The sequence below is a fragment of the Peribacillus huizhouensis genome (assembly GCF_014138605.1).
GTDB classification, from domain to species: domain Bacteria; phylum Bacillota; class Bacilli; order Bacillales; family DSM-1321; genus Peribacillus; species Peribacillus huizhouensis.
In genome coordinates this window covers 128,396-155,162 of the sequence record NZ_JACJHX010000001.1, presented here as the reverse complement: position 1 = coordinate 155,162, position 26,767 = coordinate 128,396, and the positions used below count along the sequence as shown (strand labels likewise).

The following is a 26,767-nucleotide window of genomic DNA, read 5'->3' as shown; positions in this document are numbered from 1 at the left end:
TATAAAGGAGAATCGTTATGGGAGAATTTCATGCAACTACAATTTTTGCTATTGTGCATAAAGGTGAATGTGCCATGTCAGGCGATGGTCAGGTTACACTTGGAAATTCAGTAGTGATGAAGCATACTGCGAGAAAGGTACGTCGACTTTTTAATGGAAAAGTATTAGCTGGTTTTGCTGGTTCTGTTGCGGATGCTTTTACATTATTTGAAATGTTTGAAGCGAAACTTGAAGAATTTAATGGAAATTTACAAAGAGCTTCTGTTGAGTTAGCAAAGCAATGGCGAAGTGACAATATTTTGCGCAAATTAGAAGCGATGCTCATTGTCATGGATCAACATGATTTACTACTTGTTTCGGGTACTGGCGAAGTTATTGAACCTGATGATGGCATTCTTGCCATTGGATCTGGAGGTAACTATGCATTAGCTGCAGGTCGAGCTTTAAAGCAATTCTCAGGTGATCATTTAACTGCAAAGGAAATCGCTCAATCAGCTTTAAATATTGCTGCCGAAATTTGCGTGTTTACCAATACAAATATTATTGTAGAAGAATTGTAAGTGAGAGGAGCTGTGTGATATGGCAAACAAATCGAATTTAACACCGAGACAGATTGTAGAAAAACTTGATCAATACATTGTCGGACAGCGCGATGCAAAACGTGCTGTAGCTGTGGCTCTTCGTAATCGTTATCGCCGCAGCTTATTAAAAGATCAATTACGAGATGAAGTAGTGCCTAAAAACATCCTCATGATTGGCCCTACAGGAGTAGGGAAAACGGAAATTGCTCGAAGAATGGCTAGGATAGTAAGTGCACCTTTTATTAAAGTAGAGGCAACTAAATTTACTGAAGTAGGATACGTCGGTAGAGATGTTGAGTCTATGGTTCGAGATTTGGTTGAAACGTCTGTACGGCTTGTTAAAGAAGAAAAGAAAGAAAGTGTTAAAGAACGGGCAGAAGAAAATGCAAATAACCGCCTGATTGAGTTGCTCGTACCTTCAAGTAAAAAACAATCAAATTTTAAAAATCCGTTAGAAGTATTTTTTGGTGGTGGAACAAATGATTCTTTTGAAGAAGAATCCAAAAATTCTGCCGAAGATTTGAGTCTTCAAGAAAAACGAAAAATTGTGAAAGAAAAGCTTGCGCTCGGTGAACTAGAAAACGAAATAATAACAGTTGAAGTGGAAGAACAGCAAGCATCGATGTTTGATATGCTCCAAGGTTCGGGAATGGAACAAATGGGGATGAATATGCAGGATGCACTAGGCAGTTTAATACCCAAAAAGACTAAAAAGCGAAAATTAAAGGTAAGTGAAGCGAGAATTGTATTAGCAAATGAAGAAGCTGGTAAATTGATTGATATGGATGAAGTAACGCAGGAAGCGGTATTCAGAGCAGAACAAACTGGGATTATCTTCATTGATGAGATTGATAAAATTGCTAGTAAGAAATCTGGTAGTTCCTCTGCGGATGTTTCCAGAGAAGGTGTTCAGCGAGATATTCTCCCAATTGTGGAAGGCTCAACTGTTGTAACGAAATATGGTTCGGTAAAAACCGATCATGTATTATTTATCTCTGCTGGCGCTTTTCATATCGCGAAACCATCAGATTTAATTCCCGAGCTCCAAGGGCGCTTTCCAATTCGTGTAGAGTTGACTAAATTATCTGTTGATGATTTTGTGCGAATTCTTCATGAGCCAGATAATGCACTTATTAAGCAATATATAGCATTATTGGCAACCGAAGGTATAGAAATTGAATTTTCTGACGAAGCTATTCGTAGAATTGCTGAAGTAGCTTTTGAAGTAAATCAAAACACAGACAATATCGGAGCCCGTCGTCTGCATACCATTATGGAAAGACTTCTTGAGGATCTCTCATTTGAAGCTCCAGAAATTACGTTAGAAAAAGTAACGATTACCCCACAATATGTGGAGGAGAAGTTAGGAACGATCGTAAAGAACAAAGATTTAAGTCAATTTATTCTTTAGTCTAGGAATGTATGAAACAAAAGAAATACCAAATAAGAGTGTTTGCTCGATAGTTCTCCTAGATTAAACTATATTTGGACACAATGACTTACTACATTAAAGCAAGGTAATTTAGGAGGAAAACTGTAATGAATTTATTAGAAAAAACAAGAAAAATTAACGCTATGCTGCAAAATGCTGCTGGGCAACCTGTGAATTTTAAAGAAATGGCTGAAAGTTTAAGTGAAGTTATCGAATCGAACGTATATGTTGTAAGCAGAAGAGGGAAGCTTTTAGGATTTGCCATTAACCAGCAAATTGAAAATGATCGATTAAATCAAATGCTAAAAGACAGACAGTTCCCTGAAGAATATACGAAAAGCTTATTCAACTTACAAGAAACATCTTCTAATTTGAATGTAGAAAGTGAATATACAGCATTTCCGATCGAGAACAAAGAACTATTTGTTAGCGGTTTGACAACAATTGTACCTATTATTGGTGGTGGAGAGCGTCTAGGAACTTTGATTCTTGCTCGTCTTCAAGATAAATTCCATGATGATGATTTAATTTTAGCGGAATATGGAGCTACTGTAATTGGTATGGAAATACTACGTGAAAAAGCAGAAGAAATTGAAGAAGAAGCTCGTAGTAAAGCGATCGTACAAATGGCGATTAGCTCATTATCATATAGCGAATTGGAAGCAATTGAACATATTTTCGAGGAATTAAAAGGTAGTGAAGGACTTCTAGTTGCATCTAAGATAGCGGACCGTGTGGGTATCACTAGATCTGTTATTGTTAATGCATTAAGAAAATTAGAAAGTGCTGGCGTTATTGAATCACGTTCATTAGGAATGAAAGGTACTTATATAAAAGTGCTAAACGATAAATTTTTGTTTGAACTTGAAAAATTAAAAAATAATTAATTGATTAGAGAAATTTTAATAAGTTGAACTAGTTCGTGTTAAGGAAAGTCAAAAATAGTTCCATAATACGAGTGTGTCCCAAAAAGGTCTGACCTCGCACATTAAATCAGTAAGTAGTGATTCATACACTACTTTATACTGTATTGAATTGTTGCGGGGTCTGACCTTTTTCTTTTGCGACACTCTTGTATTTATTTCCTATGCTTTTGTTGAATGACTACTGGGAAATAATAGAAGAAAGAAGTATTTAGTTTCTTAGTGGTTGATTTCATTAAGCCCTTTTCATTGTCTATCCTTGTGCCGCTAAAGAGCTTAAAAAGCCTCCCGTATTTAGTTTCAGCCTATCTCAATTCATTTTATGATTTACAATTTCTTATTACATTAATAACAATTCCCCCCTATTCCTATACGAATTATTCCATTAAAATATAGCTCAATTGCTTCTTATAGAAAATTGGAAACATGATCAGTATCAATTGGTACACTCCCGATAAAAAAGCGAAAACACGTTTGTCAATAGAAAAGATTAATGTAATAAATTTCAATTATTTCCTTTTAGTGAATGAAATTTATGAAAATAACATATTAAACAGGATTAGAGTAACAGTTAATTTCATAAAAATGGTATTGGTTGTAATAAAATACCCATCTTCCTGTCAATAGAAATATTTTATAGAAATATTTCATATATATTTCACTGAAAATAGTTCTAAAGTAACGGTTAAATATAAAAGATTTTATTTATAGTTAATAAGGCAATTAACAAAAGTGGAATTATTTATGTCGAAACTATGTAAAATAGTGAAAAACAAGGATGGATTTGCTAAAAGATTTCCATTAAATAGAGTTTTATATACAAAATTAGACAAAAAACGACTAAAATAGGTCTTTTGGCATGGCGAATAATGACGAATCTTGATAGACAGCATTCGTTTACTTCTTTAAAATAGTTATTATACAATTATTTTTTTTATTACAGATATAATAATTTTCTTACAATACTGATACAAAGGAGGGGGATATGATGAAACTGTTTTCTTCTACTTTTACTACACTTGAACAAGCATTGAATTATTCGAGCGCAAAACAAAAAATTATTTCTGAAAATATTGCAAATGTAGATACACCGAATTATAAAGCAAAAGATGTAAAACTATCTAAATCCTTCGGTTCGGATTTAGAATCTTCTATTCAAGCTTACAGAACGAATCAACGACATTTTACTTATAAACCTCTTTCTTCTGAGATGACAAAGGTGTTTGTTCAAAACAATGTGCAATACAATAATAGTGGTAATAGCGTGGATGTTGATAAAGAAATGAGCAATCTAGCATCCAACCAGATCTATTACAATGCTTTAATCGAAAGAACAAGTGGGAAATTTTCTTCACTGTTAAATGTCATAAAAGGAGGAAGATGATTCGAATGTTTCAAAGTTTAAATACGACTTCATCAGCACTTACAAGTCAAAGGTTAAGAATGGATGTTATCTCTTCTAATATGGCAAATGCTGAAACAACTAGGGCAGAATATGTCAATGGAAAATGGCAAGCTTACAAAAGAAAATCTGTAGTGCTACAGGAGAACGGAAGTCAATTTTCAAGCTATTTACATAATGCAATCGGGAAAAGTACAGGTTCTGGTAATGGAGTGCATGTTTCTAGAATAATTGAAGACGAGACACCTTTCAAACTGGTCTATAACCCCAATCATCCAGATGCTAATGCAGATGGATATGTGGAAATGCCGAATGTCGATCCGTTAAGAGAAATGGTCGACCTAATGAGTGCGACGCGTTCATATGAAGCAAATGTAACAGTATTTAATGCATCAAAAGGCATGTTAATGAAAGCTTTGGAAATTGGAAAATAGATTGGAGATAGTAAGTAATGAATGAAATGAATATATCTTTTAAACAAGGATCTTTGCCGGCAATCACCCCGCAAAAACCACCACTCACTACACCATTTAAAGCCCAACAAAGCTTTGCAACAGTATTAAAGGAGTCTTTGGATAAAGTAAATGAAGCACAAATTGTCTCCGATGAGTTCACGGTCAAAATGGCAAAAGGGGAAAATGTTGATCTTCATGAAGTTATGATCGCATCACAAAAGGCAAGTGTAACACTTCAATTAACTTTAGAAATGAGAAATAAAGCAGTGGAAGCTTATCAAGAAATGATGAGAATGAATATCTGACAAGTATCTTTAACTCCACAAACATACATAGAGCGGTTGACGAAAGGAAACTTAGCTTACATTAAAGAGTGACCGGAGGATTAAGATGAATGAAGTGATCACCAATTTTAAAAATAAAATAACGGCATTTTGGGGAAGCAAAAGCAAAATGCAAAAAATCATGTTAATTAGCACAACAGTTGCTTTAATCTTAATTGCTATAGTATCCTCCATCCTTCTTACAAGAACCACAATGGTTCCACTTTATAGTAATTTGTCACCCTCAGAGACTGGAAGCATTAAAGAAAACTTAGATAGTAGAGGAGTAACGAATGAAATTAAAGATAATGGGACGACGATTATGGTCCCGGAGCAAAATGTTGATACTTTAAAGGTTGAATTAGCAGCTGATGGAATACCGAATTCAGGAAGCATCGATTATTCGTTTTTTGCACAAAATGCGGGTCTTGGCATGACAGATAATGAATTTAATGTATTAAAATTGGATTCTATGCAAACTGAATTGGCAAATTTGATGAAGAACATCGATGGTATAAATAATGCGAACGTAATGATTAATCTACCTGAAAAGGGAATATTTGTAAGTGATACATCAGAAGAAGCGTCTGCTTCCATCGTACTTAATACAAAACCAGGTTATAAATTTGATGAAGGTCAAATTAAGTCACTATACCATTTAGTTAGTAAAAGCATACCGAATCTACCTACTGAGAATATCGTCATTATGAACCAGAATTTTGAGTATTTTGATTTGAAAAATGAAAATAATTCTGGAAACACTTTTGTTGCACAAAATGAAATAAAAAAAGAAATTGAACGTGATATTCAAAGGCAAGTGCAAAACATGCTAGGGACCATTATGGGACCTGATAAAGTAGTGGTTTCCGTAACCGCTGATATCGATTTTACCCAAGAGAACCGAGAAGAAAACATTGTAACTCCTGTAGATGAAGAAAATATGGCCGGAATTGCAATATCTGCACAACGGGTGAATGAAACTTATACAGGTGATAATACAGTAGCGGGAGGCGTACCTCAAGGAGAGGACTCTTCTGATTCGTTGGCTTCGTATCAAGCTGGTGCGAATGGAAATGGCGATTATGACAAAATGGATGAAACGATAAATTATGAAGTGAATAGAATTAAGAAACAAATTGTGGAAAGTCCATATAAGGTAAGAGATCTAGGCATTCAAGTGATGGTTGAACCGCCAAACCCTAAAGATGTGAACTCTCTTTCACAGCAAAGTCAAGATGATATCACGAAAATATTAAGCACGGTTATCAGAACTACTATTAATAAAGACAATACTGGTACAGCACTAACAGATACGGACTTGGCAAATAAAATTGCTATTTCAGTACAACCCTTTAACGGAAAAGTTACTTTTGACAATCCAGTGCAATCTGAAATCCCAGTGTGGGTTTATATTGTAGGGGGCGCATTACTAGTAGCTGTCATTATTCTATTAATTTTATATCTTCGTTCTAAAAAACGTGATGATTATATTGAAAAGGAATTTGAAGAGTTGCAAGATAATGAGATGCTTGAAGTTGCTGATTTATCTGAAGAACAGGAAACAGAAGCAACATTAAAACGTAAGCAGCTTGAGAAATTGGCCAAAGAGCGTCCGGACGAATTTGCAAAACTATTACGAAGCTGGATTGCTGAAGACTAGGAGGAATGAAGGTGTCAGAACGAAAGAAAAAAGGACTTACTGGAAAGCAAAAAGCAGCCATCCTTCTTATTTCTCTTGGACCAGATGTATCTGCTTCTGTTTACAAGCACTTATCCGAGGAAGAGATAGAAAGACTTACACTAGAAATTTCGAGTGTTAGAAAAGTAGATTCTCAAGAAAAAGAAGATATATTAGAAGAATTTCATAATATTGCTCTAGCGCAAGATTATATTACTCAGGGAGGCATTGGTTATGCCAAACAAGTACTGGAAAAAGCATTAGGTCATGATCAGGCAGCAACTATTATTAATAGGCTTACTTCTTCTTTGCAAGTGCGACCTTTTGATTTTGCAAGAAAAGCAGATCCAGCACAAATTCTTAATTTTATCCAAAATGAACACCCGCAAACTATTGCTTTAATCCTATCCTATCTGGATCCTGCTCAAGCTGGACAAATTCTTTCGGAGCTGCCTCAGGAAGTACAGGCGGATATAGCGAGAAGAATTGCAATCATGGATAGTACGTCTCCTGAAATTATTAATGAAGTTGAACAAATTCTTGAAAGAAAACTATCTGCAACCGTTACACAGGATTATTCATTAACCGGCGGGATTGAGGCTGTTGTTGATGTTCTTAATGGTGTTGACCGACAAACAGAAAGAACCATCTTGGATGCACTTGAAATCCAAGATCCTGAACTTGCTGAAGAAATTAAGAAGCGGATGTTCGTATTCGAAGATATCGTTACACTTGATGGACTTGCCATTCAACGTGTTATTCGTGAATCTGATAATGAAGATCTTAAATTATCACTTAAAGTTGCAAGTGATGAAGTGAAAGAAATTGTCTTTCGAAATATGTCGAAACGAATGGTTGAAACATTCCAGGAAGAAATGGAATACATGGGACCGGTTCGATTGCGTGATGTAGAAGAAGCACAATCAAGAATTGTTGGTGTTATCCGCCGTTTAGAGGAGTCAGGTGAAATCATCATAGCTCGTGGCGGAGGGGATGATATTATTGTCTAGAATTATTAAATCCCAGTTTGCTAAGTCAGCTGAAGTAGAAAATAAACAAATCAAGATTCGTAATTTTAATTTAGAATCACCTGAGGAACAAGTGAAGTTTCAAGAACATTTGATTACTGAACAAATTGAAGAGGCAAAGCTTAAGGCAAAAGCGCTTATTAATGAAGCTGAAAGTAACGCCAATCACATTTTGCAAGAAATTGAGCAAGCCAAAGAGTACTGGGAAAATCATGAAAAAACAGAATGGATGAAGCAAGCCTATGATTCGGGCTTTGCAGAAGGCGTACAAACTGGAAGAAGTAGTGGGTATGATGAGTGGATGGACAAGATTACTCAGGCAAGCGGTATAGTTGAATCCGCAAGGCAAGAATATGTAAAACATATTGAATCTTCAGAAATGATGATTTTGGAATTGGCTATTACTGTTGCTGAAAAAATTATTGGTCAGAAGCTAGAAGAATCGAGTGAAGCATTTTTATCAATAGTAAAAAGGACAATTAAAGAAGCGAGAGATTATCGAGAAATCCAACTTCATATCCATCCTGTACATTACAAGGAACTACTAGAGCAAAAAGAAGATCTTCAGGCCATGTTTATGAAAGAAACGGCCTTAATTATCTATCCAGACCCTGAACTATCGGAAGACAGCTGTTTGATTGAGTCTGCCAATGGGAGAATAGATGCTAGTGTCGATAGCCAGCTTAAAGAAATGAAGGATAAACTAATCGAGCTATTAGAAAGGGGCCAATGATGAAGGCAAGTGATCTATTAGCCTATATTCCAGATATGAATACGTTCAAACACTATGGCAGGGTAAAACGTGTAGTTGGCCTAATGATAGAATCTCAAGGACCAGAAAGCTCAATAGGGGACGTTTGCTACATTTACACGGGTACAAAAAACAGAGAAAAAAAGATTCGTGCTGAAGTTGTCGGCTTTCGAGATGAGATCGTCATTCTAATGCCATACACAACAGTGACTGACATATCTCCAGGTAGTATAGTGGAAGGCACTTCTAACTCCCTTGAAATAAAAGTAGGGGCTGGTTTAATAGGCAAAGTCATTGATCCTCTTGGATTTCCTTTGGATGGTACACCGCTTCCTAAAGGACTTTCTTCTGTACCTGTAGACCAAGATCCCCCTAATCCGATGGAAAGACCACCCATTGACGAGCCAATTGATGTTGGGGTCAGAATGATTGATAGTTTGCTAACAGTTGGCAATGGGCAAAGGGTCGGTATTTTTGCCGGGAGTGGTGTCGGAAAAAGTACATTACTCGGTATGGTGGCCAGGAACACAACAGCAGATTTAAATGTTATCGGGCTAATTGGAGAGCGTGGAAGAGAAGTGCGAGAGTTTATTGAGAAAGACCTTGGTCCGGAAGGCTTGGCACGTTCGATCGTTGTTGTTGCAACCTCTGATCAGCCTGCTTTAATGCGGATTAAAGGCGCACTAACAGCGACAGCCATAGCAGAATATTTTCGCAACAAAGGTCTTAACGTTATGCTTATGATGGATTCAGTAACAAGGGTTGCAATGGCACAACGGGAAATTGGCTTAGCTGTTGGAGAGCCACCAACTACAAAAGGATATACACCTTCTGTATTTTCAATACTACCTCGCCTACTAGAACGAACAGGAACCAACCGATTAGGTACAATTACTGCTTTTTATACGGTGTTAGTAGACGGAGACGATATGAATGAACCGATTGCTGATACAGTTCGTGGGATTTTGGATGGCCATTTTATTCTTGACCGAAATCTAGCAAATAAAGGACAATACCCAGCGATTAATGTGTTAAAGAGCATTAGCAGGGTGATGAATAATATTGTTGATAATTCTCATAAACTTGCAGCTGAAAAATTACGGACGGCTTTAGCTACCTTCATAGAGTCGGAAGATTTAATTAATATTGGAGCCTATAAAAGAGGATCATCGAAGGATATCGATGATGCAATTAAAATGCACCCTCAAATCATTTCATATTTGAAACAAGGCACACATGAAAAAATGACAAGAGAAGAAAGTGTCATTAACTTGAAACAATTAATGGGATTAGGTGAATAAAAGATGATCTTTCAATATAAATTCGACAAAATCCTAACCATTAAAGAAAATGAGAAAAATGATGTCTTAGCAAAATATAATGAAACGATTAAAAAGTTCGAAGCAGTTGCTGAAAAGCTTTATAAACTGCTAAAGAAAAAAGAAGACTTACTACAATTTCAACAAGAAAAGCTGACACAAGGACTCACAGTCCAAGAAATTCGGCATAATCAACAATTCATGGATAATCTCGAAAATATCATTACTCATTATCAAAAAGAAGTCGTTCAAGCTAGACAAGCAATGAACATCCAACAAAGCAAGCTAATGGAAAAAAATATTGAAGTGAAGAAATATGAAAAAATAAAAGAAAAAGATTTCCAAAAATTTCTTGAAAGAATAAAAGAAGGAGAAAACAAGAATATGGATGAGATTTCCATTCGTCAATTTCTTAGTAAAGGTTAGTAGGTGATATCGTGAAGAAAATAGACGAAACAAAGCATGTAGAGTCGAATAAATTTCAAGTGATTTTATTTACTGTCCTCATTTTTCTTTTGTTAACATTATTAGTCCTAGTCATTTATTTAAGCTTTACTGGAACGAATATATTTGAAAAATCAAAAGCATTAAGTGAGAAGGTGCCCTTTGTTTCTCAACTCTTTGACAGGGATGATGAAAATAAACAAGAGAATTCCATTCTAAAATTCCAAGAACAAATTAATAAAGTGGAAGCTGAGCTGAGCGAGCGCCAAGAGGAAATAATAAAGCTTGAAAATTTAATTGACTCTAGGGACAAAACGATCGCAAGAAACGAACTTGAAAAGCAGCAATTAGAAATGGAAATTGAGGAGTTGCGGGCTGCGCAAGAAATAAATAAGCGTGCATTTCTAGATATTATTAAAACGTACGAAACGATACCACCTAAAAAGGCAGCACCTATCATTTCGAAAATGGGCGATGAAGATGCCTTAAAGATTCTTAGTAGTATTAAAACGGATAAGCTTGCAGCAATACTAGAGCAATTGACTCCAGAAGATGCAGCCAGATTTACAAAACTATTAGCATCTAAAAGCAGCACAAATGAAGGGGGGTGAAACAAATGAACGCAGGAATGATCATGGCATCAGTGTCAGCTTCGGCAAGTAAAAATCATACAGTTTCAAAAAAGCCTGATATAGAGCATTCATTTGGCAATGTATTAGGGAAAGTTATTTTATCGAAAGAAGCAGAGGATGCTGAACCAAATGATGTTGGAAGGCTTACTAAAGAACAACGCTCCTTATTAAATGAGCTTATCAAAGATTTGAAGGCACTGAGCAATCCCGATAATCTTCTTGGGGTTGAACCTCCACAATTAATAGATAAAAGTAGTACAGAAGAAGAGAACTTAATCGTTGGAGAACTATTGAATTCAGTTTCGCTAAATGAGCGTGATGTAGAAAAGATGCTAGATATGCTGAATGAAAAGATTTCAGAGAACGAAGAAATCGATGTAACAGAAATATTACCATTCTTAACTACTTTATCAACTATGAGTGAAAATCAATGGAGCGAGTTGGATTTAAATAAGGTAGGAAATATTCTTAAGTTTACAAAATTACAAGAAGCGATGATTTCCCTCAATCAGATAACTGATAATGAAGCTGCAGTCAGCAAAACTTTGAAACATTTGTTAGAGACAATTTTGCCAAAACTAGAATCCATGGTGGAAAGTGAGCAACAAAAGTCTTCCGAAACATCTACGTTTAATAAATTGTTAGCTAGTGGAGCATCAGATTTAATCCAAAATACATATATCAAAAACTTTGAGAGTGTAAACAGAGATAATGAAAAAAAATTAGTACATCCATCTTCGATAAAAGGATTTGAAACCACTCAAACTGGTCAATCCTTTATTCCACAAATGTCTAAACTAGAACAATTTGTTCTAACTGTAGAAAAAAGCGGACAACCAGTTACTCAAGAACAATTTGTTAAAGCATTTGAAACGATTTTGAATAAATCAAGCTTTACAAATGCAAATGGTACTCAAAAATTATTTATCCAGTTAAACCCTGAACATCTTGGTGCCCTGCGAATTGAACTTATCCAAAAGAATGATGTAATGATTGCTAAAATTATGACTACAACAGCACAGGCTAAAGAAATGCTTGAAAGCCAATTATCAGGATTGAAACATTCGTTTGTAGGTCAAGGTATTCAAGTAGAAAAAATAGAAATATCACAACAACTTAGCACATTCTCTCAAGAACGATTCTATCAAAGAGATTCGGACGCTTCTGAGCAGCAAAACCAACAGCAAAATCAGAAAGCTGCAGATGATGACGTAACAACGGAATTTACCAATCAATTTGAAGAAGCCTTATTAAATGTTGAAGTGTAGGTGAGAAAAATGACGACAATCGATACATCTTTATTACTGTCAAACAATCCAAAAAATAAAGTAACCACAAAAGGCGATACACTTGGCAAAGATGATTTTTTAAAGCTGTTGATGGCTCAGCTCCAAAACCAAGATCCAACTAGTCCGATGGACAACACAGCATTTGTATCACAAATGGCGACTTTTTCTTCATTGGAACAAATGACAAACATAGGGACAGGAATTAATAGCTTAATTGATATCCAACAACAAAACAGCCTTTTAGCATATAACAATTTTGTTGGCAAAGAAGTGACTTGGCATAAAATCAATACGGACGATTCGGGTGAGACCGGAGAAATTAAGGTCGAAGAAGGAACGGGTGTTGTTTCCTCGTTAGAATATAAAAATAATGGAGTGACGTTTATTCTTGAGGATGGAACAAAATTAGAGCCAGGAAATATTTCTAAATTGAATGCAACGTCCTCTTCTAATAGTTTATTATCTGCTAGTGAATTAATCGGAAAGTTAGTTACTTATTTAAGTTCTGAGAATGAAGAGGTTTCAGCTATTGTTAAGTCGGTACTAGTGAAAGACGGAAAAACAGTATATGAGTTAGCAGATGAAAAATCTACTAAACTGACTGCAGATCAGCTGATAAAAATTTCTTCACCTTAAGGAGAGGATTTATGAAAATGAATGGATTCAGACCGATATCCAATCTGCCGACTCAACTCGTTTCATCAAAACAATCGCCAAATAAGAATGAGAAGTCAAGTTTTGCTGCTCATTTTCATACAGCTATTCAAACTAACTCAAGTAAACTGTCAATTAGTAAGCACGCTCAAATGAGACTAGACCAAAGAAGTATTCAAATCAATGAAAAGACTTGGAATAAGATTGAAGAAAAAGTTCATGAAGCCAAAAAAATAGGGATTACCGAATCATTAGTTGTTCTCGAAAATGCTGCACTTGTAGTAAATACGAAAAACAACATTGTCATAACTGCCATGGATCGGGCTGAATCAGCTTCCCACATTTTCACAAATATCAATGGAACGATTCTTGTAGATTAAAGGGCTGGACCTGCAAAGGAAGCCTTGGCTGTGGAATGACAGAAACAGCCGATTATGAAAGGAGAGTAAAAATATGCTTCGTTCAATGTACTCAGGAATTAGCGGGTTAAAAAACTTCCAAACAAAATTAGATGTCATTGGTAATAATATTGCCAATGTAAATACTTACGGTTTCAAGAAAAGCAGGGTAACATTTGCAGACACTATGAACCAAACAATATCTGGTGCCAGTGCGTCAACAGCCAACCGCGGTGGAAAAAACTCAATGCAAGTTGGATTAGGTTCAGCAGTATCAACCATTGATACGATCCACACTCAATCAAGCCTGCAAAATACAGGGCGTTCCCTTGATCTTGGGATTTCAGGCGATGGTTATTTCGTTGTTGCAAACGGGAATGCCTTGTCTTATACACGAGCTGGAAACTTTTATTTAGATAATAATGGTACGTTAGTAAATGGTGATGGGTATAAGGTACAGGCGTTTGATAACAATGGGGTGCTTGGGGATGTTATGGTTAACGTAAATGCTGTAATGCCTGCAACTAAAACAGATAAAGTTGAATTTTCAGGGAATTTATCTAGTGACACAATTAATAATAAATCTTTTTCACAACAAATGAAGGTGATAGATGCCTTTGGTGAATCACACACAATTGACGTTCATTATATTAAAACTGCAGCTAATTCTTGGAATGTTTATATTGGTGGGCAGAGTCCATTTAATCCTGATGGTTCATTGAAAAGTTCACTTCCATCGGGCGCGATATCACTTACTTTTAATCCAAATGGTACGCTGAATAATGCCACACCTGGATCTACAACAATTAAAGATAAAGATGGTACAGATATTGTCTCAGGGATATCTTTAGATTTTTCTAAGCTAACACAGACAGCAGAAGCTAACACTGCTCAGGGTATACCAAACGGTAGCACAGAAGGCTCACTTGAAAGTTTTACAATCGGGCAAACCGGTGAAATCAGTGGAGTCTATTCGAATGGTCAAGTCACTACTTTAGGTACTGTTGCAATCGCAAAATTCAGCAACACATCCGGTCTTACAAAAACCGGTGGTAACCTATTCCAAGAATCAATCAGCTCTGGAACAGCCAATATTGGGGTTGCTGGTGACGGACGAGGTACGCTTGCTGCTGGTTCTCTTGAAATGTCCAATGTCGATCTATCAGAAGAATTTACCGACATGATTGTTGCACAGCGTGGACTTCAAGCAAATACTAGAATTATTACAACATCTGATGAAATCCTTCAAGAACTAGTGAATTTAAAACGATAAGTTAAGGGAGGGAAGAGGATGATTTAATTGAATGGATCAGACTCCACATCAACGATTTACCTTATAAATACAGTTAAATATCCTTATATATTATATGTGGAGTACGAGGTCAGATCCTTCTGAGTCATCCTCTAAAAATTATTATTAAAGTGACAAGGTTAAATGGTACTAGCTACACAATTAATGCTTTATTCATAGAAACTGTAGAATCACATCCAGATACTACGATTACTCTTACGAATGGGAAGAAACTAGTTGTGAAGGAAAAAGAAGAAGATATCATTCACTCTGTTATACAGTTTTACCGTTTGGCCAATGTAATTGGAATCAGCAGAGAGGAGGATGGTTCTGAATATGAAAAATAAGCTTTTGACAATTCTATTAATTATTCTTGTTGCCGTTACGTTGGTAGGTGTTGCCTCAGTAGCAGCCATTGCGTATTTCAAAAATGATCATGTGAAAGTAGAAAAAGAGCCTAGTATTGATGAGATTATTAAAACTGCTGTTAATGTTCCTGAGATCACTACGAATCTTGCAAATGGAGATTTTGTCAGGATGACACTGACTATTCAAACTGATAGTAAAAAAGCAAAAATAGAGCTAGAAAAAAGGGATTTTCAAGTCAAAAACCTTTTAATTACCGAGCTTTCTGAATTAAAATCAGACATGTTGCAAAGCAAAGCTGGCAAAGAGCAGTTTCAAGATAGGATGAAGACGAAACTGAATGAAATTATGCAAGAAGGAAAGATTGAAAAGGTTTATATAACCTCCTCTATCCTTCAATAAGAAACCTTCCTAGAAATTAGACGAATTTGAAGGAGGAATTTGGGAGGTGAAATAATTGTCAGGTGAAATATTGTCCCAAAATGAAATTGACGCCCTTCTCTCGGCACTTTCAACAGGTGAGATGAATGCGGATGAATTAAAAAAAGAAGAATCTGAGAAAAAAGTAAAAGTATATGACTTCAAACGTGCTTTACGTTTTTCAAAGGATCAAATTAGGAGTTTAACAAGAGTACATGAAAACTTTGCACGCCTATTAACGACATATTTTTCGGCTCAGTTAAGAACGTATGTGCAAATTACTGTTGCTTCTGTCGATCAAATTCCTTATGAAGAATTTATCCGCTCGATTTCGAAGATGACCATATTAAACGTTTTTGAGGTTCCACCATTAGACGGAAGAATTATTATGGAAGTCAATCCTCATATTGCCTATGCGATGATGGATCGGGTACTAGGCGGAAAAGGCGTAAGTGTGAATAAAGTGGAAAATCTCACTGAAATTGAAACAAGAATTATGTCGAATCTATTTGAAAATGGCTTTGAGAATTTTCAAGAGGCATGGGTGGGAATATCGGAAATTGAACCAGTATTAACAGATTTCGAAGTGAATCCGCAGTTCTTGCAAATGGTTTCTCCGAATGAGACAGTCGTCGTAATATCTCTTAATACTCAAATCGGTGAAACTTCAGGGATGATTAATATTTGTATTCCTCATGTTACATTAGAACCCATTATTCCGAAGCTTTCCGTTCATTATTGGATGCAGAATACGAAGAAAGAACGTTTACCTGAAGAGGTTAAAGTACTAGAGGAAAGAATAAAAACAGGTGAGCTGCCGATAATAGCTGAATTAGGTGAAACCGACATTACAATTCAAGATTTTTTACTTCTTGATATTGGTGATGTCATTCAATTGAATAAGACAATTGAAGATCCATTGAGTATTAAGATTGGTGAAGTTCCAAAATTTGTAGCTCAGCCAGGAAAAGTAGGGAAAAAATTAGCCATTCAAATTCTAGAATACATAAAGGAGGAGGACGAAGATGGTAGGTGATGGAATGCTTTCACAAGACGAAATCGATGCTTTATTAAAGGGCACAGATGATCAATTTGATCAGAAAAATGAACTGCAAATTGATGAATATCTATCGTCTATGGAGCAGGATGCCTTAGGGGAAATTGGGAATATCTCGTTCGGTAGCTCGGCAACTGCACTGTCTACTTTGTTAAATCAAAAAGTCGATATTACGACACCGACGGTAACAATTATAGAAAAAAGTAAACTTGCAGAGGAATTTCCTCATCCATATGTAGCTATTCAAGTTAATTATACAGAAGGTTTTTCTGGGGGGAATTTGCTTGTTATTCAACAAAGTGATGCCGCAATTATAGCAGATCTAATGCTTGGCGGAACTGGAGTTAACCCACCTGAAATGTTGGGTGAGATTCAATTAAGCGCAGTTCAAGAAGCAATGAATCAGATGATGGGTTCAGCAGCAACCTCGATGTCTACTGTGTTTAATAAAAGAGTAGACATTTCACCGCCAAGTCTAGAATTAATTAATTTTATTGAAGGACAAGGTAGAGACAAAATCCCAGATGAAGATCTCTTTGTAAGAATTTCTTTTCGACTTTTAGTTGGTAATTTAATTGATTCAAATATTATGCAGTTATTACCTTTGAAATTTGCTAAAGAATTAGTTGCAGAATTATTAAATCCAGCTCAGTCAGCTCCTGACTCATTTGCTTATCAGGAGATAGATCCGCAACCGAATCATACAAAAGAACCAGTTGAACAAGAGTATTATTCTGAACATACAAATGACGAAACTCAACAACCAGGAACTGCAACAATGCCAAGCTATCATGTTCCACAACAATCCGAACCACAGCATTTAGGATCGGGAGTAGGGTCTCATGTTCAGCCAGTAAATGTGCAGCCTGCTAGTTTTACTAGTTTTCAAACCTATCAAATGCAAGAATCAGAAGCTAAAAATTTAGATCTGCTTTTGGATATACCGCTTCAAGTAACGGTTGAACTTGGTAGGACAAAACGGTCAATAAAAGAAATCTTGGAACTATCATCAGGATCGATTGTCGAGCTTGATAAATTAGCTGGTGAACCAGTTGATATTTTAGTGAATAATCGGTTGATTGCACAAGGTGAAGTTGTAGTAATTGATGAAAACTTTGGAGTCCGAGTAACTGACATTGTCAGTCAATCGGACCGATTAAAAAAACTTAGATAAACTGGAGGAAATTAAATTATGGCTCACAAAATTCTAATTGTTGATGACGCGGCGTTTATGAGAATGATGATTAAAGATATATTGTCGAAAAATGGTTTTGAGATTGTTGGAGAAGCAGCGGATGGGGCGCAAGCAGTTGAAAAATACCGCGAGTTACAACCAGATCTTGTCACAATGGACATTACAATGCCTGAAATGGATGGAATTACAGCATTAAAAGAAATTAAATCGATTAATCCTGCTGCAAAAGTTATTATGTGTTCAGCTATGGGACAGCAGGCAATGGTTATTGATGCGATTCAAGCGGGAGCACGGGATTTTATTGTAAAACCATTCCAAGCAGATCGTGTACTTGAAGCAATTAATAAAACATTAAGCTAAAAAATAAGAGGGTGTCATTTTGTTTTCTGTTAAAAAATGGATTGCTGTCCTAGTGATAATAGTATTCGGGATGATAAGTTTTCAAGGTCATATATTTGCAGATGATCTTTCTAATCAAACCGTAAAAGATGCTTATAGTAAGCCTGAGAAACCAAATGATACAAATGAAGCAGAGAAAGCTTTAAAACAAAAGGACAATACAAAAATTGAAAGCTCCACTAGTAAGGGGCTTTCAATTTTAGACTTTGTTCGTGTAGCTGCTGCTATTATTTTTGTTGTAATTTTACTTTATGGATTACTTTGGTTTATGAATAAAAGAAATAAAGCTTTTCAAAAAGCTAATTTTGTTGAAAACCTCGGCGGTACTACTCTAGGGTCTAATCGCTCAGTGCAAATTGTAAAAGTGGGCAGGCGAATCCTTGTTGTAGGTGTTGGTGAAAATATATCTCTGTTAAAAGAAATTGACAATCAAGAGGAATATGAAGAAGTAATCCAAAATCATAATGAGAAAATGGATAATATGATGGTTCCAAGAGATATCGTAGCCAAAATGAGAGATAAATGGGGAGAGAAAGAAAATAAATTCGATGATTTTTCATCTCAATTAAACAAACAGCTTAAAGAACTTGAGAAAACAAGAAAAAAAGCAATAGGTGAGCTTAATAAAAAGGAGAGAGACCTAAATGAATGAATTTATGGAACTATTCAATAACAGTGATCCAGCAAATGTCTCTACTTCAATAAGACTCATCCTACTGCTTACTGTATTATCACTTGCTCCTAGTATCCTTATTTTAATGACTTGTTTTGTAAGAATTGTAATTGTCTTAAGTTTCGTCCGAACAGCTCTAGCAACTCAACAAATGCCTCCGAATCAAGTACTTATTGGACTTGCTTTATTCATGACATTTTTTATAATGGCTCCCACATTTCAGGAAGTGAATGAAGTTGCGTTAACTCCTCTATTTGCCGAAGAAATTAATTTAGAAGAAGCGTATGACCTTGCGGCTAGCCCATTTAAAGAATTCATGAGTGAGCATACACGACAAAAGGACCTTGCGTTATTTTTAGATTATGCAGGAGTAGAAAAGCCTGAAACGATACAAGATATTCCATTAACGGCGCTGGTTCCGGCCTATGCTATTAGCGAAATGAAAACAGCGTTTCAAATTGGTTTTATGATTTTTATTCCTTTTTTAGTAATTGATATGATTGTTGCGAGTATTCTTATGTCTATGGGAATGATGATGCTGCCACCAGTTATGATATCACTCCCCTTCAAAATACTCCTATTTGTATTGGTAGATGGATGGTATTTAGTTGTGAAATCACTATTACAAAGTTTTTAAGTAGGTGAAGAAATGAACGAAGATTTTGTTGTAAAGGTGGCTGAACAAGGAGTATATACGGTATTAATAGTTTGTGGCCCTTTGCTATTAATTGCGCTTGGAGTCGGACTAGCTGTTAGTATTTTTCAAGCTACAACGCAAATCCAAGAGCAAACACTAGCATTTGTACCGAAAATTGTTGCTGTATTGTTGGGACTTGTTTTCTTAGCGCCATGGATGTTAAGTCATTTATTATCATATACCAGTGAAATATTCAATAATTTAAATAGATTTGTAGGTTAAACCATGCAAGATTTATTGCCGTACTTTCCAGCTTTTCTACTCATCTTAGTTCGCGTTACAGCTTTTTTTGTAATCATGCCAATTTTTTCACATCGTACCTTACCAACCACATTTAGAATTGGGGTCGGTTTTTTCCTAGCTTGGATTATGTACTATACCATCGATTCTCCCATTCTAGTGATAGATGGTACATACATGCTACTCGTTCTAAAAGAGGCAATGGTTGGTTTAATGATTGGATTAGTCGCATACATGATCATGGCGGCGATTCAAATTGCCGGCGGGTTTATCGATTTTCAGATGGGCTTTGCCATTGCGAATGTAATTGACCCGCAAACCGGAACTCAAAGTCCTCTAACAGGGCAATATTTATACACCATTTCGTTATTATTTTTATTAGCTACGAACGGTCATCATCTTCTTTTGGATGGAATTTATTATAGTCTTCAATTTATCCCGATTGATCAAGTTCTCATTCCATTTGGTAATGAAAACTTGATAGAATTTATAGTCAAGGCCTTTAGCCGGATGTTTTTGATTGCTTTGCAAATGTCGATTCCTGTTGTCGGATGTTTGTTTTTGGTCGATATTGGTCTCGGAATTGTAGCAAGAACTGTGCCGCAGTTAAATATTTTCGTTGTTGGAATTCCCTTGAAAATGCTAGTTAGTTTTCTTGTGCTAATCATTGTAATGGGCATGATGATGGTTGTTGTTCAACATTTGTTTGAATATTTACTAGTCATTATGAGAGGTTTGATGCAATTGATAGGAGGGGCATAGTATGAGTAAGCTCCGTCTGGATTTACAATTTTTTGCCGGAGAGAAAACCGAAAAGGCCACTCCTAAAAAAAAGCAGGATTCACGGAAAAAAGGACAAGTTGCAAAGAGTCAGGATGTTAATACATCCATAAACTTGTTAACTATATTTCTACTTTTACTTTTCGTTGGCCCTTATATGTTTGAAAAAATAACTCGTTTGCTATTGGAATTCTTTCAACATTCGTTGCTTCTTCAAGTTACTGAAGAAAATGCTCCATTATTACTGTCCGAAGTGTTAAAAGAAATGGGATTTATCTTAGCACCTATACTGGTAGCAGCTTTAATCGCTGGTGTTGCAGCAAATTATATGCAAATAGGGTTTATGTTTTCAACAGAAACGATACAACTAAAACTAGAAAAATTAGATCCAATTAAAGGATTTAAACGTATATTTTCAATTCGGGCAATTGTAGAATTGCTAAAATCAATGTTAAAAATATCAGTAGTAGGCTTAGTTACCTTTTTTGTCATTTGGCAGAGAATGGATGAAATTATGACATTGTCAAAAAAATCAATAGGGAATGCTATGACAACTTTAGCCGATATAACGGTGAAGGTTGGAATTTATGCGAGTATCGCCTTATTGGTTTTATCACTATTAGACTATCTTTATCAGAAATATGACTATGAAAAAAACATCCGAATGTCTAAACAAGATATTAAGGATGAATATAAAAATATAGAAGGCGACCCACTTATTAAATCTAAAATAAAACAAAAACAGCGTGAAATGGCTATGCAACGTATGATGCAAGAAGTGCCTAACGCAGATGTTGTTATTACAAACCCAACCCACTATGCAATCGCCTTAAAATATGATGATCAAAAATCCGATGCGCCTTATGTGATTGCAATGGGAGTTGATTTTGTCGCACAAAAGATAAAATATGTAGCGAAAGAAAATGAAGTAGTGATGGTTGAAAATCGACCTTTGGCGAGGGCACTTTACGATCAAGTGGAGATTGGGCAGGCGATTCCTGAAGAGTTCTTTAAAGTGGTCGCGGAAATACTAGCTTTTGTTTATAAGACAAAGGGAAAAATATAAGTAATGTGAAGAAATTTGGTGTCAAGTGAGTCTGCCTTCTGGCAGGGTTCTGTTAAAAGGCGCTTATGCTTTTCTGATAGGAGAGAAGAATATGTCTGCAAGAGATTTACCGGTATTAGCAGGAGTCATAATGATCGTGGCGATGCTGATTATACCGTTGCCAACTTGGTTATTAAGTGTCTTGATATTAGTGAATATAGCACTAGCTTTAATGGTTCTGCTTATGGCTATGAATATGAAGGAAGCATTGGAATTTTCAATATTCCCGTCTTTATTATTACTTTTGACACTATTTAGATTAGGGTTGAATGTCTCAACAACAAGGTCTATTCTGTCAAATGGTGAAGCCGGTGGAGTCGTTGAAACGTTTGGAACGTTTGTAGTCGGAGGCAATGTCCTTGTAGGTCTTGTTGTTTTTATGATTCTTGTTATTATTAATTTTCTTGTTATTACTAAAGGTTCAGAGCGAGTATCTGAGGTGGCGGCTAGATTTACATTAGATGCAATGCCTGGTAAACAAATGAGTATCGACGCAGATTTGAACGCTGGTATGATTTCTGAAATAGAAGCTAGAGAGAGACGTGAAAAGGTAGGTAGGGAAGCTGACTTTTACGGATCGATGGATGGTGCGAGTAAATTCGTAAAAGGAGATGCGATTGCCGGTATCATTATGGTAATTATCAATCTCGTTTTTGGAATTTTAATTGGTGTTGTACAACTAGGTTTAGCATTTGGTGAAGCTGCTACTCACTTTTCTATGCTTACGGTCGGTGACGGATTAGTAAGTCAAATACCAGCATTAATGATATCGACTGCCACTGGTATAGTGGTGACAAGAGCAGCATCTAATGGGAATTTAAGTTCGGACATTATGTCGCAACTTTTTGCCTATCCTAGTCTGTTATATGTTACTGCTGGTACGATGTTTTTACTCGGGTTGTTTACACCGATACCTGATTTATTAACGATTCCGTTAGCAGGATTATTTGCATTTGGCGGGTATAAAATATCGAAAACTCCTAAAAAAGAAGAAGTGGAGTTCCAAGAACCAGAAGAAGGGCTGCAATCAGAAGAAATGAAGAGTCCTGAAAGTGTTGTAAGTTTACTAAGCGTTGATCCAATTGAATTTGAATTTGGGTACGGCTTAATTCCGCTTGCAGATACAAATCAAGGCGGTGATCTTCTTGATCGTGTAGTTATGATAAGAAGGCAGCTGGCGATTGAACTGGGGCTTGTGATTCCGGTTGTTCGAATTCGTGATAATATTCAGCTGAATCCGAATGAATACCGGTTAAAGATCAAAGGAAATGAAATGGCTAGAGGGGAGCTTCTACTCGATCATTATTTAGCTATGAGTCCTGGAATTGAAGATGATTCGATTGAGGGGATTGACACGGTTGAACCTTCATTCGGGCTGCCTGCTAAATGGATTTCAGAAGAAATGAAAGAACATGCAGAAATTATGGGCTACACAGTCGTTGATCCTCCAAGTGTAGTTTCGACGCATATTACTGAAGTGATTAAAATGAATGCACATGAACTACTCGGCAGACAGGAAACAAAACAGCTTATTGATCATTTGCGTGATTCTGCCCCGATCCTGGTTGATGAAGTGACTCCTAGTCCGTTGACTATAGGTGATGTACAAAAAGTGCTAGCTAAGCTGCTTCGTGAGAAGGTGTCGATTCGTAATTTGCCAATTATATTTGAAACATTGGCTGATTATGGCAGGATATCTACTGATACAGATTTGCTGACTGAGTATGTCAGACAGAATCTTGCAAGGCAAATAACGAGTACATTTACAATTCCTGGCGAGAGTCTAAAAGTTATTACACTTTCTGGAAAAATTGAAAAACTAATTGCAGATGGGGTTCAGCAAACAGAACATGGCAATTTTTTGTCGCTTGATCCAAATGATTCACAAGCCATTTTAGAATCTACTGCTTCTAAATTAGAAGAATTAACTCTAATGGAACAAACGCCAATTGTCCTTTGTTCTCCTGCAGTCAGAATGTATGTGAGGCAATTAACGGAAAGGTATTTCCCTCATGTGCCAATCCTTTCTTATAATGAGCTGGAATCTAATGTAGAAGTACAAAGCATAGGGGTGGTGAATGTGGATTGAATGTAAAAAGATATCAAGCTGATTCAATGACTGAAGCATTAAAGATGGTTCGCGAAGAATTGGGAAATGATGCTGTTATTTTGAACTCTAAGCCCATTTTCACAGGTGGTTTTTTAGGCATGTTTAAGAAAAGAAGCATCGAAGTTTATGCTGCAGTTGATCCACAAATTAAACCGGCAAAACAAGTCACAAAGCAAAAGACTAAAAAGATTGCAGTAAAAGCTGCGGAAACAGTAATTGAAGAAAATCGTTTTGTTAAGGCATCAACGCTCCAAAAGTCAGAACCTATTCACAAATCTAACGAAGTAATGAAAGAATTGGTAGATTTAAAAGCGATGATCAAAGAATTGAAACAGGTTTCGGACATAGCATATCCGGAACCTTTACTTCCCGTTAACGAATTGTTAGTTGGTCATGAAATCAATCAAACAGTTCAAAGAGATGTTATGGATAAAGTACTAGAAAACTGGTCTCAAAGTCATACGGCTTTTTCTGAAGCAGAAATTTTGAAACATGTGAAAGCAGAGTTAGTAAATCGGTTTGCTAATAGTAAAAATTGGGGATTTCATTCGGAAAAAAAATATATAAATATTGTCGGTCCAACAGGAGTAGGTAAGACGACAACTCTAGCAAAAGTGGCTGCTCATTGCATGTTAAAGCAAAATAAAAGAGTAGCTTTTATTACAACGGATACGTATAGAATTGCCGCGATCGATCAATTGAAAACTTATGCTAAAATTTTGAATGTTCCAATTGAAGTCGCTTATAATCTAGAAGATTTTCAAAAAGCAATTGAACGGTTTTCACATTATGATGTAGTTTTTATTGATACAGCAGGGCGAAATTTTCGCAATGCAGATTATGTTCGTGATCTTAAAAATATTATTGATTTTTCTGTTGATATGGAAACATATCTTGTCCTATCTTTAACAGCTAAACAAAAAGATATGGAAGATATTTATAACCAGTTTTCAATGATCCCCATCAAACAAGTTATTTTTACAAAGGCAGATGAAACATCCACTTATGGCGCGATGGTGAATTTCATTATAAGAAATGAAATTGGTGTAGCCTATATAACAAATGGTCAAAATGTACCAGATGACATTGAAATCGCTACTCCTCAATTATTAGCGAAAATGATTCTTGGAGAAATAAACTATGCATGATCAAGCTGAAAATTTACGAAATTTTATTGCAATACAAGAACAGTCTAATGTATCCAAAACAATGGCCGTGATAAGCGGAAAAGGTGGAGTGGGGAAATCAAACTTTTCGGTAAATTTTGCAATAAATTTAGCGGGACGTGGTAAACGAGTACTTCTATTCGATATGGATATTGGAATGGGGAATATCGATATTTTACTAGGATACCATTCGAACAATAGCATTATGGACTTTTTCAACGGAAGTTTAACGATTAAAGAGACGATATCCTCTGGACCTAACAATATATCAATTATTGCAGGAGGAACCGGATTAACGAATTTATTTTCGTTAGACGACGAGCTATTTAACCGATTTACAGAACAATTTAATGAATTACTTCAGGAATATGACTTTATCCTATTTGATATGGGAGCTGGTATTAATGAAGATACAGCTAAATTGCTTTTGTGTGTTGATGAATTGATTGTGATAACAACCCCAGAACCAACTTCCATAACAGACGCTTATTCTGTCATGAAATATCTTCATTCAGTTAACTCTGATATTCCCTTTCATTTAATATGTAACCGGGTAGGAGAAGAACTGCAAGGCAAAGAGACGATGAATCGGCTACAAACGGTCATGAGAAAATTTCTCCAAAAGGAAATTATCCCACTGGGATATCTTCCGGATGATCGAACGGTTATGCTAGCTGTATCTAAGCAAATACCGTTTATCCTTTATGAGCCAAGTGCCAATATATCTAAGGCATTAATAGATATTACTTCTCGATACTTAAATCATTCTTTCTCAGAAAAAATAACGTATAGGCAAAGCCATTTTCTTTTGAAAATTAAAAGATTTTTTCTTGGAAGGTAGTGCGTTAACATGAGTAAAATTAAAGTATTAATCGTCGACGATTCTGCTTTTATGAGGAAGCTTATTAGTGAATTTTTAGCAGAAGATAGCAGGATTGAAGTAATTGGAACAGCAAGAAATGGTCGGGATGCTGTTCAAAAAATTGAGAAAGAAAAACCAGATGTTATCACATTAGATGTTGAAATGCCTATTATGGACGGACTCGAGGCTTTACGTATTATTATGAAACAAACGCCAACTGCTGTAATTATGCTCTCTAGCACGACAAAAGAAGGTGCTGATAGTACGTTAAAAGCAATGGAAATAGGTGCTGTTGACTTTATTGCAAAGCCATCAGGTGCTATCTCACTCGATTTATATAAAATAAAAACAGATTTAATCAACAAAATTGTCGCTGCAAGTAAAACTAATGTATCGAAGTTGCAAAATAATCCCTTAAATATTGAAATTATCCAAGGAAATTCCGATAATTATAGTAAAATAGAACCAGTTCATAATAATAATTTGAGTCCACAAATAAGAGAAAAGACGCCATTTGCGAAAAAAATGATTGTAATTGGAACTTCTACTGGGGGTCCTAGAGCATTGCAAACTGTTTTAACTCAACTTCCTAAAAATATTGAGGCACCTATATTAATTGTACAGCATATGCCACCTGGCTTTACAAAATCACTTGCGAATCGCCTTAACACTTTATCGGAAATTACCGTCAAGGAGGCAGAGGATGGAGAGATTTTAAAAAAAGGAACCGCTTATATTGCAAAGGGAGGCTATCATTTAAAAATAAAAAAAGTTGGGATGAGTTTGGCAATTCAAACGGATCAAACCCCGTTAAGAAATGGGCATCGTCCTTCGGTTGACGTATTATTTGAATCAGCAAGCCAAATTAATGATGTTGAAAAGGTTGCGGTTGTTATGACAGGAATGGGCATAGATGGTGCCAAAGGACTGACCGCTCTCAGTAAATCAGGTAGACTATCCGCGATTGCAGAATCAGAGAAAACATCCATTGTTTTCGGAATGCCTAAAGCGGCTATTGCGACTAATGTAATTAATAAAGTCGCTGATGTAGAAGATATTGCAAAAGCTATTGTGAATTATTGTTAATACGAAAGGCG

The 26,767-nt window shown here is 36.0% G+C and carries 30 protein-coding genes; all 30 read left to right on the top strand.

Translation table 11 applies throughout. The features are described from left to right. Nucleotides 1-17: 17 nt before the first annotated feature. A complete protein-coding gene (hslV, locus tag HNP81_RS00725; RefSeq protein ID WP_028392860.1) occupies nt 18-560 on the top strand; it encodes an ATP-dependent protease subunit HslV in 543 nt (180 codons plus the stop codon). 19 nt (nt 561-579) lie between these two features. Next, complete coding sequence (gene hslU, locus HNP81_RS00720; protein ID WP_028392859.1) at nt 580-1,992, top strand: ATP-dependent protease ATPase subunit HslU; 1,413 nt, start codon at nt 580-582, stop codon at nt 1,990-1,992. Nucleotides 1,993-2,120: 128 nt separating this feature from the next. Then, entirely contained in the window at nt 2,121-2,900 is a 780-nt protein-coding gene (gene codY, locus HNP81_RS00715) for a GTP-sensing pleiotropic transcriptional regulator CodY (RefSeq protein ID WP_028392858.1), read from the top strand. A gap of 1,024 nt (nt 2,901-3,924) precedes the next feature. Next, entirely contained in the window at nt 3,925-4,320 is a 396-nt protein-coding gene (gene flgB / locus HNP81_RS00710) for a flagellar basal body rod protein FlgB (protein WP_028392857.1), read from the top strand. After that, entirely contained in the window at nt 4,320-4,772 is a 453-nt protein-coding gene (flgC, locus tag HNP81_RS00705) for a flagellar basal body rod protein FlgC (RefSeq protein WP_182501537.1), read from the top strand. Before flgB ends, flgC begins: the two co-directional genes overlap by 1 nt. A 26-nt stretch (nt 4,773-4,798) precedes the next feature. After that, on the top strand, nt 4,799-5,098 hold the full coding sequence (gene fliE, locus HNP81_RS00700; RefSeq protein WP_182501536.1) for a flagellar hook-basal body complex protein FliE: 300 nt from the start codon (nt 4,799-4,801) through the stop codon (nt 5,096-5,098). An 85-nt stretch (nt 5,099-5,183) separates the two neighbouring features. Beyond that, on the top strand, nt 5,184-6,776 hold the full coding sequence (fliF, locus tag HNP81_RS00695; protein WP_182501267.1) for a flagellar basal-body MS-ring/collar protein FliF: 1,593 nt from the start codon (nt 5,184-5,186) through the stop codon (nt 6,774-6,776). A gap of 11 nt (nt 6,777-6,787) precedes the next feature. Further along, the gene (fliG, locus tag HNP81_RS00690) at nt 6,788-7,804 is read left to right on the top strand and encodes a flagellar motor switch protein FliG (protein WP_028392853.1); all 1,017 of its coding nucleotides are present in this window, start codon (nt 6,788-6,790) and stop codon (nt 7,802-7,804) included. Next, the gene (fliH, locus tag HNP81_RS00685) at nt 7,797-8,555 is read left to right on the top strand and encodes a flagellar assembly protein FliH (RefSeq protein WP_182501266.1); all 759 of its coding nucleotides are present in this window, start codon (nt 7,797-7,799) and stop codon (nt 8,553-8,555) included. Before fliG ends, fliH begins: the two co-directional genes overlap by 8 nt. Next, complete coding sequence (gene fliI / locus HNP81_RS00680) at nt 8,555-9,874, top strand: flagellar protein export ATPase FliI (RefSeq protein WP_028392851.1); 1,320 nt, start codon at nt 8,555-8,557, stop codon at nt 9,872-9,874. Before fliH ends, fliI begins: the two co-directional genes overlap by 1 nt. A gap of 3 nt (nt 9,875-9,877) precedes the next feature. Further along, nucleotides 9,878-10,318, top strand: a complete 441-nt coding sequence (fliJ, locus tag HNP81_RS00675; protein ID WP_182501265.1) for a flagellar export protein FliJ — start codon at nt 9,878-9,880, stop codon at nt 10,316-10,318. Between the two features lie 11 nt (nt 10,319-10,329). Continuing rightward, complete coding sequence (locus HNP81_RS24415; RefSeq protein WP_051405049.1) at nt 10,330-10,947, top strand: MotE family protein; 618 nt, start codon at nt 10,330-10,332, stop codon at nt 10,945-10,947. 5 nt (nt 10,948-10,952) lie between these two features. Beyond that, nucleotides 10,953-12,236, top strand: a complete 1,284-nt coding sequence (locus tag HNP81_RS00665; protein WP_182501264.1) for a flagellar hook-length control protein FliK — start codon at nt 10,953-10,955, stop codon at nt 12,234-12,236. A gap of 9 nt (nt 12,237-12,245) precedes the next feature. After that, nucleotides 12,246-12,893: a flagellar hook assembly protein FlgD gene (flgD, locus tag HNP81_RS00660; RefSeq protein WP_182501263.1), complete on the top strand. Its 648-nt coding sequence runs from the start codon at nt 12,246-12,248 to the stop codon at nt 12,891-12,893. An 11-nt stretch (nt 12,894-12,904) separates the two neighbouring features. Then, complete coding sequence (locus tag HNP81_RS00655) at nt 12,905-13,291, top strand: TIGR02530 family flagellar biosynthesis protein (RefSeq protein WP_028392847.1); 387 nt, start codon at nt 12,905-12,907, stop codon at nt 13,289-13,291. A 73-nt stretch (nt 13,292-13,364) separates the two neighbouring features. After that, entirely contained in the window at nt 13,365-14,582 is a 1,218-nt protein-coding gene (locus tag HNP81_RS00650; RefSeq protein ID WP_182501262.1) for a flagellar hook protein FlgE, read from the top strand. A 140-nt stretch (nt 14,583-14,722) separates the two neighbouring features. Then, nucleotides 14,723-14,947 (top strand): flagellar FlbD family protein, encoded by a 225-nt coding sequence (locus HNP81_RS00645; protein WP_084552440.1) that lies wholly within the window; start codon nt 14,723-14,725, stop codon nt 14,945-14,947. Continuing rightward, nucleotides 14,937-15,368 (top strand): flagellar basal body-associated protein FliL, encoded by a 432-nt coding sequence (gene fliL / locus HNP81_RS00640; protein WP_028392845.1) that lies wholly within the window; start codon nt 14,937-14,939, stop codon nt 15,366-15,368. The genes HNP81_RS00645 and fliL overlap by 11 nt, the downstream gene beginning before the upstream one ends. Before the next feature lie 55 nt (nt 15,369-15,423). Next, the gene (gene fliM / locus HNP81_RS00635) at nt 15,424-16,422 is read left to right on the top strand and encodes a flagellar motor switch protein FliM (RefSeq protein WP_028392844.1); all 999 of its coding nucleotides are present in this window, start codon (nt 15,424-15,426) and stop codon (nt 16,420-16,422) included. Further along, nucleotides 16,412-17,617, top strand: coding sequence for a flagellar motor switch phosphatase FliY (fliY, locus tag HNP81_RS00630; protein ID WP_028392843.1), 1,206 nt, complete (start codon nt 16,412-16,414; stop codon nt 17,615-17,617). The genes fliM and fliY overlap by 11 nt, the downstream gene beginning before the upstream one ends. A gap of 18 nt (nt 17,618-17,635) precedes the next feature. After that, entirely contained in the window at nt 17,636-17,998 is a 363-nt protein-coding gene (cheY, locus tag HNP81_RS00625; protein WP_028392842.1) for a chemotaxis protein CheY, read from the top strand. A 19-nt stretch (nt 17,999-18,017) separates the two neighbouring features. Further along, on the top strand, nt 18,018-18,689 hold the full coding sequence (locus HNP81_RS00620) for a flagellar biosynthetic protein FliO (protein ID WP_182501261.1): 672 nt from the start codon (nt 18,018-18,020) through the stop codon (nt 18,687-18,689). Then, nucleotides 18,682-19,347: a flagellar type III secretion system pore protein FliP gene (gene fliP, locus HNP81_RS00615; protein WP_028392840.1), complete on the top strand. Its 666-nt coding sequence runs from the start codon at nt 18,682-18,684 to the stop codon at nt 19,345-19,347. The genes HNP81_RS00620 and fliP overlap by 8 nt, the downstream gene beginning before the upstream one ends. Before the next feature lie 12 nt (nt 19,348-19,359). Next, complete coding sequence (gene fliQ, locus HNP81_RS00610; RefSeq protein ID WP_028392839.1) at nt 19,360-19,629, top strand: flagellar biosynthesis protein FliQ; 270 nt, start codon at nt 19,360-19,362, stop codon at nt 19,627-19,629. Between the two features lie 3 nt (nt 19,630-19,632). Further along, complete coding sequence (fliR, locus tag HNP81_RS00605) at nt 19,633-20,409, top strand: flagellar biosynthetic protein FliR (protein ID WP_028392838.1); 777 nt, start codon at nt 19,633-19,635, stop codon at nt 20,407-20,409. A 1-nt stretch (nt 20,410) separates the two neighbouring features. Beyond that, nucleotides 20,411-21,493, top strand: coding sequence for a flagellar biosynthesis protein FlhB (flhB, locus tag HNP81_RS00600; RefSeq protein WP_028392837.1), 1,083 nt, complete (start codon nt 20,411-20,413; stop codon nt 21,491-21,493). A gap of 91 nt (nt 21,494-21,584) precedes the next feature. After that, the gene (gene flhA / locus HNP81_RS00595) at nt 21,585-23,621 is read left to right on the top strand and encodes a flagellar biosynthesis protein FlhA (RefSeq protein WP_182501260.1); all 2,037 of its coding nucleotides are present in this window, start codon (nt 21,585-21,587) and stop codon (nt 23,619-23,621) included. Beyond that, nucleotides 23,618-24,790 (top strand): flagellar biosynthesis GTPase FlhF, encoded by a 1,173-nt coding sequence (flhF, locus tag HNP81_RS00590; protein ID WP_182501259.1) that lies wholly within the window; start codon nt 23,618-23,620, stop codon nt 24,788-24,790. The genes flhA and flhF overlap by 4 nt, the downstream gene beginning before the upstream one ends. Further along, complete coding sequence (locus HNP81_RS00585) at nt 24,783-25,649, top strand: MinD/ParA family protein (protein ID WP_182501258.1); 867 nt, start codon at nt 24,783-24,785, stop codon at nt 25,647-25,649. Before flhF ends, HNP81_RS00585 begins: the two co-directional genes overlap by 8 nt. Nucleotides 25,650-25,658: 9 nt before the next feature. After that, the gene (locus tag HNP81_RS00580; RefSeq protein WP_182501257.1) at nt 25,659-26,756 is read left to right on the top strand and encodes a protein-glutamate methylesterase/protein-glutamine glutaminase; all 1,098 of its coding nucleotides are present in this window, start codon (nt 25,659-25,661) and stop codon (nt 26,754-26,756) included. Nucleotides 26,757-26,767: the final 11 nt, after the last annotated feature.

Excerpts from the sequence above, each read along its gene's own strand:
- fliE (WP_182501536.1), top strand. The coding sequence starts at position 4,799 with ATGAATATATCTTTTAAACAAGGATCTTTGCCGGCAATCACCCCGCAA.
- HNP81_RS00650 (WP_182501262.1), top strand. The coding sequence starts at position 13,365 with ATGCTTCGTTCAATGTACTCAGGAATTAGCGGGTTAAAAAACTTCCAA.
- flhB (WP_028392837.1), top strand. The coding sequence starts at position 20,411 with ATGAGTAAGCTCCGTCTGGATTTACAATTTTTTGCCGGAGAGAAAACC.
- fliQ (WP_028392839.1), top strand. The coding sequence starts at position 19,360 with ATGAACGAAGATTTTGTTGTAAAGGTGGCTGAACAAGGAGTATATACG.
- fliR (WP_028392838.1), top strand. The coding sequence starts at position 19,633 with ATGCAAGATTTATTGCCGTACTTTCCAGCTTTTCTACTCATCTTAGTT.
- hslU (WP_028392859.1), top strand. The coding sequence starts at position 580 with ATGGCAAACAAATCGAATTTAACACCGAGACAGATTGTAGAAAAACTT.
- HNP81_RS00655 (WP_028392847.1), top strand. The coding sequence starts at position 12,905 with ATGAAAATGAATGGATTCAGACCGATATCCAATCTGCCGACTCAACTC.
- fliP (WP_028392840.1), top strand. The coding sequence starts at position 18,682 with ATGAATGAATTTATGGAACTATTCAATAACAGTGATCCAGCAAATGTC.
- HNP81_RS00665 (WP_182501264.1), top strand. The coding sequence starts at position 10,953 with ATGAACGCAGGAATGATCATGGCATCAGTGTCAGCTTCGGCAAGTAAA.
- HNP81_RS00580 (WP_182501257.1), top strand. The coding sequence starts at position 25,659 with ATGAGTAAAATTAAAGTATTAATCGTCGACGATTCTGCTTTTATGAGG.
- fliF (WP_182501267.1), top strand. The coding sequence starts at position 5,184 with ATGAATGAAGTGATCACCAATTTTAAAAATAAAATAACGGCATTTTGG.
- flgD (WP_182501263.1), top strand. The coding sequence starts at position 12,246 with ATGACGACAATCGATACATCTTTATTACTGTCAAACAATCCAAAAAAT.
- hslV (WP_028392860.1), top strand. The coding sequence starts at position 18 with ATGGGAGAATTTCATGCAACTACAATTTTTGCTATTGTGCATAAAGGT.
- flgB (WP_028392857.1), top strand. The coding sequence starts at position 3,925 with ATGAAACTGTTTTCTTCTACTTTTACTACACTTGAACAAGCATTGAAT.
- fliJ (WP_182501265.1), top strand. The coding sequence starts at position 9,878 with ATGATCTTTCAATATAAATTCGACAAAATCCTAACCATTAAAGAAAAT.
- fliI (WP_028392851.1), top strand. The coding sequence starts at position 8,555 with ATGAAGGCAAGTGATCTATTAGCCTATATTCCAGATATGAATACGTTC.
- flhA (WP_182501260.1), top strand. The coding sequence starts at position 21,585 with ATGTCTGCAAGAGATTTACCGGTATTAGCAGGAGTCATAATGATCGTG.
- codY (WP_028392858.1), top strand. The coding sequence starts at position 2,121 with ATGAATTTATTAGAAAAAACAAGAAAAATTAACGCTATGCTGCAAAAT.
- HNP81_RS00585 (WP_182501258.1), top strand. The coding sequence starts at position 24,783 with ATGCATGATCAAGCTGAAAATTTACGAAATTTTATTGCAATACAAGAA.
- fliY (WP_028392843.1), top strand. The coding sequence starts at position 16,412 with ATGGTAGGTGATGGAATGCTTTCACAAGACGAAATCGATGCTTTATTA.
- fliL (WP_028392845.1), top strand. The coding sequence starts at position 14,937 with ATGAAAAATAAGCTTTTGACAATTCTATTAATTATTCTTGTTGCCGTT.
- cheY (WP_028392842.1), top strand. The coding sequence starts at position 17,636 with ATGGCTCACAAAATTCTAATTGTTGATGACGCGGCGTTTATGAGAATG.